A 13,516-nucleotide genomic window follows, 5' to 3' on the forward strand; every position below is an offset into this window, starting at 1 on the left:
ATGTCTCAGTCCGAGAATCTGCACCCGTACGCCCCAGACGCCAGCTTCGACGGTGGCGATCTGGACTGCGGTAACGGGTTGCTGTTATTGATCCGAAAGAACATCGATCCGCTCGAGTCTGGCCAGCTGCTGGAGATCATCTCCTACGACCCCACAGTCAAGGTGGACCTGCCTTCCTGGTGTAACTTGACTGGCAACGACCTGGTCAACGTGGTTGAGGAGCCAGAGCACAAGCGGTGGCGCTTCCTTGTGTCGAAGGGGGCGTTCACGAAGCCCGTGGAGGTTGCTGATATCCCGGCCGCTCCCGAGGCTGTGCGCCCGAAAAAGAAGAAGGGGCCGCGCAAGCGCCCGCAGATGCCGGTGACGCAGGAGGTCGTGGAGCCGACGATCGCCAAGGAACTGCCTGAGCCAGCTCCCGCGCCGGAGATTCCGGCGGGATCTGTGCTGACGATGGGCTCTTGGCCACGGTCTCCGTGGTTGTTGGATGCGCTGCACCGCCACCTCGAAGAGCGGATGGATGAAGGCACGTTCCAGGCCACAGCCGACGACGCAGTGCGCCTTGTGCTTGCGGCGCAGGAGCGGGCCGGAGTGGACGTCGTCACGGATGGTGAAATGCGACGCGACAACTACTCGAGCTTCGTCGCGGGGCGTCTGCAGAACTGCCAGCTGATCCCGATTACAGACCTGCTGCCGTACGTGGATGACCCTGAGGAGTTCGAGCGCGAGCTTCGCGCGTTGGACGTCCCGGCGGGCGAGGTGCGCCACCCGGCGGTCTTTGGCCCGCTTGGTCGCGATAAGCCACTGGTTGCGCACGAGGTTGAGTTTGTGCAGCAGCTTACCGACCGCCCGGTGAAGGTGTGCCTGCCAGGGCCGTACCTGCTCACGCGCACGATGTGGATGGAGTGTGTCTCCGACCGCGCGTACGAGAACCGCGAGGAGATGTCGAAAGACATCGTTCGCGTGCTACGCGAGGAGCTCCACGAATTGCTGGCGAAGGGAACGTCGCTGGTGCAGATCGATGAGCCGGTGCTTACTGAAGTCGTGTACGGGCAGGCAGGCGGGGGCGGCCGCACGTTTATGTGTGGCGCGCTCGACGGCCTGGAGGGCACGGTGGATGAGGAGCTGGAGTTCGCGAAGTCGTTGCTCGATGAGCTCACTGAGGGGCTGCCGAAGGAGCGGTTGGCGTTGCACGTGTGCCGCGGCAACTGGACCACGGATGAGTCCGCGGCGTTGACGGGCGATTACGCTCCGTTCGTTGAGCTGTTCGCCTCGCTGAACGTGGGTATGTTGTCCATGGAGTTGGCGACGCCACGTGCCGGCGATATCCGAGCCCTCGAGGGAATCCGCGACGACCAGCGCATCTGCGTTGGCGTGCTGAACCAAAAGCTCCAGGAGCTGGAGCCGGTCGAAGCAGTGGAGGAGCGCATCGAGCGCGCCCTGGACACGTTCGGAGCTGACCGAGTGGTCTTCTCGACGGACTGCGGTTTTGCAACGTTTGCGGATAACCCAATCGTGGCCGCGAACTTGGCTGAGCAGCAGCTCGCGCTCATTGTGCAGGCCCGCGACAACGTGATGGCACGCCGCAATGCATGAGGATCATTACTGGGACGCCCAGGACATCGCGTGCGGTGATGTCCTGGTGCGCCTCTTCCTCTTGTTCCGCGACCAGATCAAGGACGGGGAAGTGCTGCACTTGCGGTCCACGAACGAGGCGATCGATATCGATATTCGTGCCTGGTGCGGCCTGACTGGCAACACGTTGCTGCGCGCGGATCACCCGGAGTTTTATATCCGTAAAACTTCTGATTGATGTGAAACTTCGGCTATCCTTAGCGCTGTGAATAAAGGACTGCGCCGAACGAACCATGTCGTTTCCCGGACCCTTGCCACCGTGGGGCTCGGGCTTTGTATTCTTGCCTCTACCGCTGCGTGCGGGTTTGGGGGCGGTCAGCCGGTCATGGCAGCTGATACGACAGAGCTCGCTCCTCGTGATGTTGCTGCCAAAGTGCCGGTCACCGCGACGGTGGAGGCTGCCACGGTGACCGCGTTGACGACGCACCTGACCGGCCCGGTCACAGCCCTGAACGTGAAGGTGGGACAGCGTGTCGAGGCGGGCCAGGTCGTCGCGGTCCTGGATACGTCGGGGGTCCAGCGTGAGATTGATACGCAGCGGGCACAGCAGATTTCGGCGGATGTCGCGGCGCAGAACCAGCTTGAGCAGGCCCAGCAGGCCTACCAGCAGTCGAGCGACGCGATGCAGCGTGGCCTGAACCCACAGGTGACGCAGGCGGAGGCGGCGCTTCGCCAGGCTGATGGCCAGTTGCAGGAGGCTACCGCAGTCTTCGAGCAGCGAAAGAAGGCAGTTGCGGCGGGCCTGGACAGCACGCTGCTCACGCAGGCGCAGGGCGTGGACTCGGCGCGTCGTGACGCGCTGACGGCGGCCCTGGAGTCTGTGCGCGGCAACCATGGCATCTTCCAATCTGGGATGGCGCAAGACGATGCTGTGCAGCCGTTGCTGAGCAAACTGGAGGCCGACGAACGCTACCGAGGCGCGAAGCACAACCTTTCTGCGGCGCAAAAGGCGTACGACGCCGCCCTCAACGACACCGATGCGGATCTTGCGGCGAAGCAGCGCGCGGTTGCCCAGGCATTTGACGCGAAGGCGGAGGCTGCGGTTGGGCTCGAGGTGGCGAAGCTTGCCGCCCAGCAGCAGCTCGATTCCCAGGCGGCGGCTGTGCAGCAGGCACAGCGTGGGGTGCAGGCGGCGCAGGCGGCAGCTGGCCAGTCAATCGCGCAGCTTGAGGTCGATGTGGCGTCGGGCCAGGTGCGTGCTCCGATCGCGGGTGTGGTCGCGGAGGTAGCGGTGAAGCAGGGGCAAACGCCGACGGGCTATCTGCTCTCGGTGGCGGACCCGAACCGGCTGGTGCTGCGCGCGAGCGTCAAGGAGCTGGACTCGGCGAAGATGAAGCCGGGCGACGCCGTCACGTTCACCACGCCTGGCACCGGCGCAAAGAAGTTCAAGGGCCGTGTGCTGGATGTTTCCTCGGTTGCGGAAGCGCAGCCCGCGGCGGAGGGGGCGTCGGCACAGGCGGCGCGCCCGGAGTTCCCCGTGGAGATCGAGGTTCTGGGTGATACCGAGGGCCTGAAGATCGGCGGGACGGCCAAGGCGCAGATCACCACGGAGTCCGCGAAGGACGCGCTCGCTGTGCCGCGGGAGGCCGTCGTCGACGAGAATGGCAGCTACTCGGTGTACACGCTTCGCCCGAAGGATGACGGGGACAAGTTCGAAGTCGTGAAGACGGCGGTCAAGGTTGGGCTTGTGTCGGATTCGGATGTGGTCGTAGAGGGCGTCGAGAAGGGGACGCGAGTGCTGAACAAACCTGCCGAGTATCGCGAACGCGTCGGTGCCACCGTGACCTTGGTTGAGGAGCAGGAGTGAACCCGCGCGAATCTGTCAGACTCGCTACGGTGAGCCTGCGGGCGAACAAGATGCGCTCGGCGCTGACGCTGCTCGGGGTGATCATTGGCATCGCCTCGGTGATTGCGATTATGACGCTGGGTAAGGCGATGCAGAAGCAGACGCTGGACAGCCTGGAGCAGTTCGGCATTCACGACGTCCACCTTGAAGTCAAGCCCCGCCAGGAGGACGACAGCGAGGCCGCCCGCTACATGTTCCAAGAAATTGACGACGCCTCGAAACTCACCCCCGACATGATCGAGGACCTGCGCGCCGAACTCGGGACGCGGGCGAAGGGTATCGCGTTTGAGTTGGATAGCTCGACAGCTCAGGCGACACGCGGGCTGGCGCACGGCACCACGATGGTGAGTTTTGTCAACGCTGACCAGCTGGAGATGCAGAACCTGCCGCTGACCGCCGGGCGATTTCTGACCCAAGACGACATTGAGGCGAACCGCGCCGTGGCGGTGGTCTCGCCGGAGGTTGTGGAGCAGCTGTTCAATAACGACCCCGATTCGGCGATCGGGCAGGAAGTCGAGCTGGACATCGGTGGGCAGTACGCTTCGGTGCAGGTGGTCGGCGCGTACGGGCACTTTGAGAAGCAGGGAGTGCTGGTCGGGGACTTTTCGCAGTCGATGATGGCGGTGCCGTACACGGTGCAGCCGGACATGATGCGCACGCCGGTGCCTGGCGTGGACAACGTGAGCGTGCGCGTCGCGGACGGCGCCGACACCGATCAGGTGGCCAAGGACGTCCAGGCGTGGGCGGACCGCGCCTATGAGGATGACCCCGATTACAAGGGGAAAGTGGCCGACATGAAGCGTGACATCGATCAGCTCAACCAGACGTTGACCATGATGAGCGTGGTGGTCTCCGCAATCGGCGGTATCTCGCTACTCGTCGGCGGTATCGGCGTGATGAACATCATGTTGATTACCGTGACGGAGCGCACCCGTGAGATCGGTGTGCGCATGGCGCTGGGCGCGACGCGTCGGATGATCCGCACGCAGTTTGTTACCGAGGCGATGATCGTCTGCCTCATCGGCGGGCTCTTCGGCGTGGTCGTGGGCGCGGGCTTCGGCATGCTGGGCGCCCTGCTGCTCAACGCCTTCGTGTTTCCTCCGATCTCGGCAGTGCTACTCTCACTGGTATTCGCGCTGCTGATTGGCCTGTTCTTCGGCTACTACCCGGCCAACCGCGCCTCGAGAATGAACCCGATCGAAGCCCTGCGCTACGAATAACAACAACGTTTGGAGTGACACATATGGCAGCCACCGTGCTGACCACGGAAAACACGCGCCGGTACAAGCCCGAGCCATCAGTGGCGACAGCGCTGAAGACACCGCGCATCCTGACGAAGGAGGTCCTCGCCGGGCTGGTTGTGGCGCTGGCGCTGATCCCAGAGGCGATCAGCTTCTCCATCATCGCAGGAGTGGACCCGAAGATCGGGCTGTACTCCTCCTTCATCATGGCGATGGTGATCGCGATTACGGGTGGGCGCCCCGCCATGATCGCGGCCGCCACCGGTGCAGTCGCCCTGGTGATTGCGCCACTGGTGAGGGATTACGGCTACGACTACATGGTGGCGGCCATCATGCTCGCCGGGGTGTTCCAGATTGTGTTGGCGGTAGCTGGCGTCGCAACGCTGATGCGCTTCTTGCCGCGCAGCGTGATGATCGGCTTCGTGAACGCGCTGGCGATCCTCATTTTTGTGGCGCAGCTGCCCGAAATCATCGGCATTCACTGGGCGGTATACCCGCTGCTGGCGCTGGCCATCGTGATCATGGTGGTGATGCCGAAGTTTACGCAGGCGGTCCCGGCACCGCTCATTGCGATTCTGGTGGTCACGCTCATCGCAGTCGCAACGAAGGCACCCGTGCCGACGGTCGGGGACCGCGGCGAGCTGCCGAGCAGCCTGCCCGAATTCTTTATCCCACACGTGCCGCTGACCTGGGAGACGCTGCGGATCATCGCACCGTACTCGCTCGGCGTGGCGCTTGTTGGCCTGATGGAGTCGCTGATGACCGCGAAGCTGATTGACGAAGTCACGGACACGCACTCCAACAAGACTCGCGAGAGCTGGGGGCAGGGCGTCGCGAACATTGCCACCGGCCTGTTCGGCGGGATGGGTGGCTGCGCCATGATCGGCCAGTCCATGATCAACGTGAAGGTCTCCGGGGCTCGCACCCGGATTTCCACCTTCCTGGCGGGCGCGTTCCTGCTGATTCTGATGCTCGCGTTCGGCGAGTACGTCGCCATGATCCCGATGGCTGCGCTGGTTGCCGTGATGGTGATGGTGTCGGTGGGCACGTTCGACTGGCACTCGGTGATGCCGAGCACGCTGCGCAAGCTGCCGGCTTCGGAAACCGTCACGATGCTGATCACGGTTGCGGTGGTGCTGGCGACGAACAACCTGGCTATCGGCGTCGTGGTGGGTGTGCTTGTGGCGTCGGTCATCTTCGTGCGAAACGTCGCCCACCTGGTGGAAGTGACCCGCGAAGTTGTCGACGGCGTGGCCCACTACGTGGTGTCCGGCCAGCTGCTGTTTGCCTCCTCCAACGACCTGACCACTCTGTTCATGTACTCGGAGGACCCGGAGGAGGTTGTCGTGGACCTGCACCGCGCGCACGTGTGGGACGCGTCGACGGTCGCGGCGCTCGACAGCATTGAACAAAAATACGAAGAGCGCGGCAAGCACGTGCGCTTCATCGGCATGAACCCGAGTACCACGGAGTTTCACAGCAAGCTCACGGGCTCGCTGGGATAGGGTTCGGCGGTGTCACTTTTTCAGGAACTACGCCGCGTGTAAAATTCGCCCCATGTGTGGAATCGTTGGATACATAGGTGGCGAGCGTGCACGCGAGCACGACGCCCTCACCGTCATTATTGATGGGCTTCGCAGGCTCGAATACCGCGGTTATGACTCGGCCGGGGTAGCAGTCATGCAGGGCGACACCATCGCGTGCAGGAAGAAGGCAGGCAAGGTCGCGGACCTAGAGCAGGCCATCGCAGAGGCGCCGCTTGCGCCTTCCAACCTGGGCATCGGGCACACCCGGTGGGCAACCCACGGCGGGCCTACCGACGCCAACGCCCACCCCCACGTCGTCGGCGACGGCGCACTGGCCGTGGTGCACAACGGCATCATCGAGAACTTCGCGGCACTCCGTGCTGAGCTGAGCGAGAAGGGCTACACGTTCCGCTCCGAAACTGACACCGAGGTAGCAGCCACGCTGCTGCTGGACATCTTCAATACTGAGGCGAACAAGGACCTCACCGAGGCAATGCGCTTGACCGCCCTGCGACTCGAGGGCGCGTTCACGCTGCTGGCCATCGAGCAGGAATTCCCGGACCGTATCGTTGCGGCGCGCTGGAACTCACCGCTGGTGATCGGCCTGGGCGAGGGTGAGAACTTCCTCAGCTCTGACGTCTCCGGCTTCATCGAGTTCACCCGCGACGCGGTGGAGATGGACAACGGGCAGATCGTTACCCTGACCGCCGACAGCTACGACATCATTGACTTCGAAGGCAACCATGCCGAGGGCAGCCCGTTCCGCGTCGAGTGGGACGTCACCGCCGCAGAAAAGGGTGGGTTCGATTCCTTCATGGCGAAGGAGATCCACGACCAGCCGGCCGCCGTTCGCGACACCCTCTACGGCCGCTTCGACGCCGAGGGAAAGCTCACGCTCGACGAACTACGTATCGACGAGTCCGTGCTGCGCAGCGTCGACAAGATCATCATCGTGGCCTGCGGTACCGCTGCGTACGCGGGGCACGTGGCGAAGTACGCGATTGAGCACTGGTGCCGCATCCCGACGGAGGTCGAACTGGCGCACGAGTTCCGCTACCGCGACCCGATCGTCACCCCGAACACCCTGGTTGTAGCAATTTCGCAGTCCGGCGAGACCATGGACACCCTCATGGCGGTGCGTCACGCGCGCGAGCAGGGCGCGAAGGTCATCGCGATCTGCAACACGGTCGGCTCCTCCATCCCTCGTGAGGCCGACGCCTCCCTGTACACCTACGCTGGCCCAGAAATCGCAGTGGCGTCGACGAAGGCGTTCATCTCCCAGATCGTGGCGTCCTACCTGTTGGCGCTGTACCTGGCGCAGGTTCGCGGCAACAAGTTCACCGACGAAATCCAGACCATCATTGCTGAGCTGGAGGAGATGCCGGAGAAGATCCAGTGGATCCTGGACAACGAGGCAGAAATCCAGGAACTTGGCCGCGAGCTCGCCGACGCGAAGTCGGTGCTCTTCCTCGGCCGCCACGTCGGCTTCCCAGTCGCGCTCGAGGGGGCACTGAAGCTCAAGGAGGTCGCCTACCTGCACTCCGAGGGCTTCGCCGCAGGCGAGCTCAAGCACGGCCCGATTGCGCTGGTTGAGGAGGGGCAGCCGGTGTTCGTCATCGTGCCGTCGAAGCGTTCGCGCCACAACCTGCACGCCAAGGTTGTCTCGAACATCCAGGAAGTCCGCGCGCGTGGTGCCGTCACCATCGTGATCGCGGAGGAGGGCGACGAAGACGTGAACCGCTTCGCCAACCACGTGATCCGCATCCCGCAATCGGCCGGCCTCATGCAGCCCCTTTTGTCGACGATCCCGCTGCAGATCTTCGCCTGCACCGTTGCGCAGGCACGTGGCCTGAACGTGGACCAGCCGCGCAACCTGGCGAAGTCCGTCACGGTGGAGTAGCGCGCTAGAGTGGCCGCATGAAGAAGTTTGGGTTCCTTTCATTCGGCCACTACGCACCGCCCGGACGTCAGGGGATGACCGCCCGCGAGGCGCTACAGGACACTGTGGAGCTCGCGCGCCAGGCGGACGCGATTGGTGTCAACGGCGCCTACGTGCGCGTGCACCACTTCGCGCCGCAGTTCGCGTCTCCGATTGCTCTGCTCGGCGCGATGGCGTCGGCGACGAAGCACATTGAAGTGGGCACTGGCGTCGTGGATATGCGCTACGCCAACCCGCTGCAGCTCGCGGAGGACGTCGCGGCGCTCGATTTGCTAAGCGACGGCCGCCTTGCCTTCGGCGTCTCCCGCGGGTCACCGGAGCCTGCGGACCGGGGGTGGCGCGCTTTCGGCTACGAGTCGGAGGCCGCGAACGGTTCTGACCTGGCGCGTGCACATTTCCAGCGTTTCATTTCCGCGCTGCGCGGGGACCCGATGGCGCTCGCCGCATCCCTTGAGGAGCAGTACCCGCAGATGTACCCGCCTGCCAGCCCGCTTGCGGTACTGCCGCACTCCGAGGGTGCGGCACGCCGGGTGTGGTGGGGAGCAGGTACCTTCGCCAGCGCCGAGCAGGCTGCCCGCGACGGCGTGAACCTGATGAGCTCCACGCTGATTTCGGAAGCCGACGGCCGCAGCCTCGGGGAGCTGCAGGCGGAACAGATCCAGCACTACCGGAAGGCGTGGGCGGACGCGGGCCACGACTGGGAACCGCGCGTTTCTGTTTCTCGTTCTATCTTTCCGATCGTGGACGAGGACACCGAGCGGCTCTTCGGACTGCTGGATACCGAGGAACAGATCGGACAGATTGAGCGTGGTGTGTACACCACGTTTGGCAAGACGTACGCCGCAGAGGCCGACCAGCTTATCGAGGAGCTCGGTAATGACCCAGCAATCCAGGCCTCGGACACGCTGATGCTCACCGTTCCGAACCAGGCCGGGGTGGACGTGTGCATGCAGATCCTGCGCGGGTTCGCCGAGCACGTCGCGCCGGCGCTTGGGTGGGAGCCAGCGTACGCGGCTTCCTAATCCAGCTCGTGGGCGAAGGGGGTGTCTGCGCCGGTGCGCGACACCGTGATCGTGGCCGCGCGGGTGGCGAACGTGAGGATCTCGCGCCACTCCTCCTCGTCCAGGGCGAGCAGGCCGTCGCGGTCCAGGCCGCGGGCGTCGAACTGGTGGACCAGCGCCGCCATCACTGTGTCGCCGGCCCCAATCGTGTCCACGACCGTGACCTTCGGTGAGGGGACCGTGACCGTGCCGAACGGCGCGCGTACCCGCAGGCCGTCGGCGCCGAGCGTGGTCACCACGACTGGCACGTGGGAGGTGTCACCGAGGAACTCGACTTCCTCGTCGGAGAGTTTGAGCACCGTTACGGAATCGAGCAGCCCCCGCAGGAACAGGCGGTGTTTCTCGGAGGCGAACGCCGGGCGGATATTCGGGTCCAGGCAGACGATCGCGCCGTGCTTTGCCGACTCAGAGGCGGCCTCCGCGTAGCGCAGCGACGCCGGTTCCAGCGCCAGGGACAGGGTCCCGAACACCGCGTAGCCCTCCTTTACTGGGACCGGCTGTGCGAAGCGGTCGGCGGTGCCGTCGACGTAGAACGTGTACGTTGCCGAGCCGTTCTCCGCCAGGGCAGTGACAGCCAGGGTGGTGGGCTCGTCCCCGCGACCGCAGTTGGTGAGGTCCACGTGGGCGTCGAGAAGCGATTGGGCGAGTGCCTCCCCGAAGTTGTCGCGAGACAACCGTGACTGGAAGGAGACGTCTGCGCCGAGTCTGCCCAGCGCACGGGCCACATTGAACGGGCCGCCACCGAGCGCGGGCACCAGCGGCGCGAGCGGGGAACGGTCCTGGGGGACAAGGTCAACGAGGGCTTCGCCGTACACAGTGATCATGGTTCCACCGTAGACTAAGTCGCATGACGTACCGGCCAACATTTCACCTGTCCCCGCCGCAAGGGCGCCTCAACGACCCGAACGGCGTCACGCTCATCGGCGACCAACTCCACGTGTTTTACCAGCATGATCCGTGCTTTCCGCACGCTGCGAAGCGCACCGGTTGGGGCCACGCCGTCACCACAATTGGGGGTGAGGAGGGCCTGGGCCAGTGGCGCCACCTTCCGGACGCGCTGTATCCGGACTTCCCGTACGACACGCACGGGTGCTACTCCGGGTCCTCCGTGGTCCACGACGGTGAGGTCATGCTGTTTTACACCGGCAACGTGAAGGAGGATGGGTGCCGCCTGACCACGCAGAACCTGGTCCGCGTTGAGGACTTGGAGGGCCCGATGGGCGGTGTGTACCACCGTGCGCCGGAGAATCCGCTCATTGACGGCCCAGCCCTCGGCTTTACCGCCCACTACCGGGACCCGCACGTCACTCAGAATGAGGACGGCTCCTGGCGCATGGTGCTCGGTGCGCAGCGTGAGGAGGAGCGCGGCGCGGTGGTGCTCTACGAGTCACCGGACCTGCTGAACTGGTCGTTTGCTGGCGCGCTGCAGTTCGAGGGGCTGGACCCGCGCGTTGAGGCCGCCTACATGTGGGAGTGCCCGAACCTGCTGCGGATGCGTGACCACGCGACGGGGCAGTGGCGCGAGGTACTCGTGCTGTGCCCGCAGTACCCGGGCTCGGACGAGTGCGGCTACGTCGTCGGTTCGCTTGATGGCCTGTGGTTTCGCGTGGAGTCGCAGTTTCGCCCGCTCGATTTCGGGCATCAGTTTTACGCGCCGCAGATGGTCGCCGAGGGCGATGGCGATGCGCTGTTGCTCGGCTGGATGGGACTGCCTGCCCGCGATGACACCCCAACGCTTCAGGCAGAGGGCTGGGTACACCAGCTGACGTTGCCTCGCAGGCTCCAACTTGTCGACGGCCAGCTTCGCACCGAACTCCTCCTCCCAGCCGATCCCGCGGGGATGGTCGTGCACCGCGAAGTTCTCAGGGGACAGCCGTGGGAGGCCGACCTGGTCGACGATGCCGGTGGCGTTGGTGCTCACGTGGCGTGGCGGCCTGGCGAGGCCGGGCGTGGAACGCTGAGCGTGACGGTCGGCGGTGACGAGCGCCGCGCCGAGTGCGCGCAGGGCGAACTCGTGGTGTGCGCTGACGGGGCGGCGCTCGAAGTTGTTGCCGGAGACGGGGAAGTGGCGTTCTCCTCGGCGGTCTTCGGTACTGAGGGAGCCCCATGGGTCGCTGTGGAAGTACGTGAAATCGGCCACAACCGGGGGTAATCGGACGCAAGTAAGCTGATTTATGCCCGTATAGATGTTTGACTGTGTGGGAAGAGAAAGGATTCCCACATGGACCACAAGGAAGTAGCCCGGCGGGTCCTCGCCGGGGTAGGGGGCGAGGAAAACATCGTTGGCGTCGCCCACTGCGCGACGCGACTGCGTTTCGTGCTTAAGGACGTCGACAAGGTTGCGCAGGATACGCTGGAGAACGACCCTGATTTGAAGGGCACGTTCGCAACCGGCGGCATGTTCCAGATCATCGTCGGCCCCGGCGACGTAGATATTGTCTTTGATCAGCTCAACGGCATGACCAGCAAGAGCATCGCCGTCTCCACGGAAGACCTGAAGGAAGTAGCGGCGAACCAGGGCAACTGGTTTACGCGCTTCATCAAGGTCTTCTCTGACATCTTCGTGCCGCTGATCCCAATCCTGGTCGGCGGCGGTCTGCTCATGGCACTCAACAACGTCCTGACCGCCGAGGGGTTGTTCGGGGAGAACTCCCTGGTGGGGATGTTCCCGCAGATCCAGGGTCTGACGGAGATCATCAATGTGCTGGCCTCCGCACCGTTCGCGTTCCTGCCGGTGCTGGTGGGGTACTCCGCGACGAAGCGCTTCGGTGGCAACGAATACCTCGGCGCCGGCATGGGCATGGCGATGGTTCACCCGGCGTTGGTCAACGGCTACGACGTGGCGAACTCCGTTGCCGACGGAACGATGCCGTTCTGGGACCTGTTCGGCTTGCCAGTCGCGCAGGCGGGTTACCAGGGTGCGGTGCTGCCGGTGCTGGCGGTCGCGTGGATCTTGGCAACGATCGAGAAGTGGTTCCACAAGCGTCTGAAGGGTACGGCGGACTTCCTGATTACTCCGCTGGCAACCCTGCTGATTACGGGCTTCATTACCTTCATCGCCGTCGGCCCGTTTGTCCGCTGGCTCGGCGACCTGCTGATTGTCGGCCTCTCCAGCCTGTACGACTTCGGTGGCCCAATCGGTGGCCTGCTCTTCGGTCTGGTGTACTCGCCGATCGTGATCACTGGCCTGCACCAGTCCTTCCCGCCAATCGAGCTCGAGCTGTTTAATCAGGGCGGCTCCTTCATCTTCCCGACGGCCTCCATGGCGAACATCGCGCAAGGCGCAGTGGCCCTTGCCGTGTACTTCCTGGCGCGCAACGCAAAGCTCAAAGGTCTAGCTGGTTCCTCGGGCATCTCGGCCGTATTTGGTATCACGGAACCCGCCATCTTCGGCGTCAACCTGCGCCTCCGCTGGCCCTTCTTTATCGGCCTCGGCGCGGCCGGTATTGGTGCAATGCTGATTGCGATCTTTGATGTCAAGGCAGTTGCGCTTGGTGCGGCGGGCTTTATCGGCGTGGTCTCCATCCGCGCGAATGACATGGTGACCTTCCTGATCCTCGGTGTCATTACGTTCGTGATCGCCTTCGTGGCGGCCTACGGGTACGGGCGCTACCTGGTGGGCAAGCATGGCAGCATCGATCCGGACGCAACCGAGGATCCAGCCGCCGATGCCGCTGTCGAGCAAGCGCTGCTCGAGGCGTCCGACGAGGCGCTCCACGTCGTGGCGCCACTCGAGGGCAACGCCGTGCCGCTTGCGACGGTCAGTGACCCGATGTTTGCCCAGGGCAAGCTGGGGAACGGCGTGGCAATCGTGCCGACGGTTGGAGAGCTGCGCGCACCCGTCGCCGGTACGGTTGCGGTCACGTTCCCGTCCGGCCACGCCTACGCAATCCGCGCCAAGGGGACCGATGGCAAGAACGTGGACATCCTTATGCACATCGGCTTCGACACGGTGAACCTCAAGGGCGAGCACTTCACCGCACACGTGGAGAAAGGTGACGTCGTGGAAGCAGGCCAGCTCCTCGCGACGTTCGATATCGATGCCATCCGCGACGCAGGATACGAAGTGACGACTCCGGTCGTTGTCTCGAACACCAAGCGTGTTGGGGAGATTGGGGCGTCGAGAATCCTTCCTGCAGACACGAAGTTTGGCGACGCCCTCTTCTTCGTCGAGCCGAAAAAGATAGCCGAAGAAGCAAAATAAAAGTTGTTGGAAAACTGGCAACAACCATAAATTAGTTTGCCGCTTCTGTTGCGCCCCTTCCCTTCGC

The 13,516-nt window shown here is 64.1% G+C and carries 10 protein-coding genes; 9 read left to right on the top strand and 1 reads right to left on the bottom strand.

Annotated elements, in window-relative coordinates; translation table 11 throughout:
- The 7 genes from ACXIUA_RS01575 to ACXIUA_RS01605 form a co-directional block, all read left to right on the top strand.
- Nucleotides 1-1,593: sulfurtransferase TusA family protein (locus ACXIUA_RS01575; protein ID WP_070363095.1), on the top strand; the 1,593-nt coding region annotated here is incomplete at its 5' end.
- On the top strand, nt 1,586-1,810 hold the full coding sequence (locus ACXIUA_RS01580) for a sulfurtransferase TusA family protein (RefSeq protein ID WP_070363094.1): 225 nt from the start codon (nt 1,586-1,588) through the stop codon (nt 1,808-1,810). The genes ACXIUA_RS01575 and ACXIUA_RS01580, both read left to right, overlap by 8 nt.
- 27 nt (nt 1,811-1,837) lie before the next feature.
- Nucleotides 1,838-3,439: an HlyD family efflux transporter periplasmic adaptor subunit gene (locus ACXIUA_RS01585; protein WP_457975951.1), complete on the top strand. Its 1,602-nt coding sequence runs from the start codon at nt 1,838-1,840 to the stop codon at nt 3,437-3,439.
- Nucleotides 3,436-4,698 carry an ABC transporter permease gene (locus ACXIUA_RS01590; RefSeq protein ID WP_284804090.1) on the top strand — a complete coding sequence of 421 codons (1,263 nt, stop codon included), beginning with the start codon at nt 3,436-3,438 and terminating at the stop codon, nt 4,696-4,698. Before ACXIUA_RS01585 ends, ACXIUA_RS01590 begins: the two co-directional genes overlap by 4 nt.
- A gap of 23 nt (nt 4,699-4,721) precedes the next feature.
- The gene (locus ACXIUA_RS01595; RefSeq protein WP_288792419.1) at nt 4,722-6,224 is read left to right on the top strand and encodes a SulP family inorganic anion transporter; all 1,503 of its coding nucleotides are present in this window, start codon (nt 4,722-4,724) and stop codon (nt 6,222-6,224) included.
- Nucleotides 6,225-6,276: 52 nt separating this feature from the next.
- The gene (gene glmS / locus ACXIUA_RS01600; protein ID WP_071572781.1) at nt 6,277-8,145 is read left to right on the top strand and encodes a glutamine--fructose-6-phosphate transaminase (isomerizing); all 1,869 of its coding nucleotides are present in this window, start codon (nt 6,277-6,279) and stop codon (nt 8,143-8,145) included.
- A gap of 17 nt (nt 8,146-8,162) precedes the next feature.
- The gene (locus ACXIUA_RS01605; protein ID WP_288792420.1) at nt 8,163-9,206 is read left to right on the top strand and encodes an LLM class flavin-dependent oxidoreductase; all 1,044 of its coding nucleotides are present in this window, start codon (nt 8,163-8,165) and stop codon (nt 9,204-9,206) included.
- Here the strand turns inward: ACXIUA_RS01605 and ACXIUA_RS01610 are convergent.
- Nucleotides 9,203-10,069, bottom strand: coding sequence for a carbohydrate kinase family protein (locus ACXIUA_RS01610; protein WP_288792421.1), 867 nt, complete (start codon nt 10,067-10,069; stop codon nt 9,203-9,205). The genes ACXIUA_RS01605 and ACXIUA_RS01610 overlap by 4 nt on opposite strands.
- A 23-nt stretch (nt 10,070-10,092) precedes the next feature.
- On the opposite strand from ACXIUA_RS01610, the gene ACXIUA_RS01615 reads away from it, so the two are divergent.
- Both ACXIUA_RS01615 and ACXIUA_RS01620 read left to right on the top strand, forming a co-directional pair.
- Nucleotides 10,093-11,397 carry a glycoside hydrolase family 32 protein gene (locus tag ACXIUA_RS01615; protein WP_288792423.1) on the top strand — a complete coding sequence of 435 codons (1,305 nt, stop codon included), beginning with the start codon at nt 10,093-10,095 and terminating at the stop codon, nt 11,395-11,397.
- Nucleotides 11,398-11,466: 69 nt separating this feature from the next.
- Nucleotides 11,467-13,449: a sucrose-specific PTS transporter subunit IIBC gene (locus tag ACXIUA_RS01620; protein WP_288792424.1), complete on the top strand. Its 1,983-nt coding sequence runs from the start codon at nt 11,467-11,469 to the stop codon at nt 13,447-13,449.
- Nucleotides 13,450-13,516 lie beyond the last annotated feature (67 nt).

The organism is Corynebacterium sp. UMB8791 (assembly GCF_054166365.1).

Coding starts and splice junctions, on each gene's coding strand:
- ACXIUA_RS01605 (WP_288792420.1), top strand. CDS start 8,163: ATGAAGAAGTTTGGGTTCCTTTCATTCGGCCACTACGCACCGCCCGGA.
- ACXIUA_RS01580 (WP_070363094.1), top strand. CDS start 1,586: ATGCATGAGGATCATTACTGGGACGCCCAGGACATCGCGTGCGGTGAT.
- ACXIUA_RS01595 (WP_288792419.1), top strand. CDS start 4,722: ATGGCAGCCACCGTGCTGACCACGGAAAACACGCGCCGGTACAAGCCC.
- glmS (WP_071572781.1), top strand. CDS start 6,277: ATGTGTGGAATCGTTGGATACATAGGTGGCGAGCGTGCACGCGAGCAC.
- ACXIUA_RS01620 (WP_288792424.1), top strand. CDS start 11,467: ATGGACCACAAGGAAGTAGCCCGGCGGGTCCTCGCCGGGGTAGGGGGC.
- ACXIUA_RS01615 (WP_288792423.1), top strand. CDS start 10,093: ATGACGTACCGGCCAACATTTCACCTGTCCCCGCCGCAAGGGCGCCTC.
- ACXIUA_RS01610 (WP_288792421.1), bottom strand. CDS start 10,069: ATGATCACTGTGTACGGCGAAGCCCTCGTTGACCTTGTCCCCCAGGAC.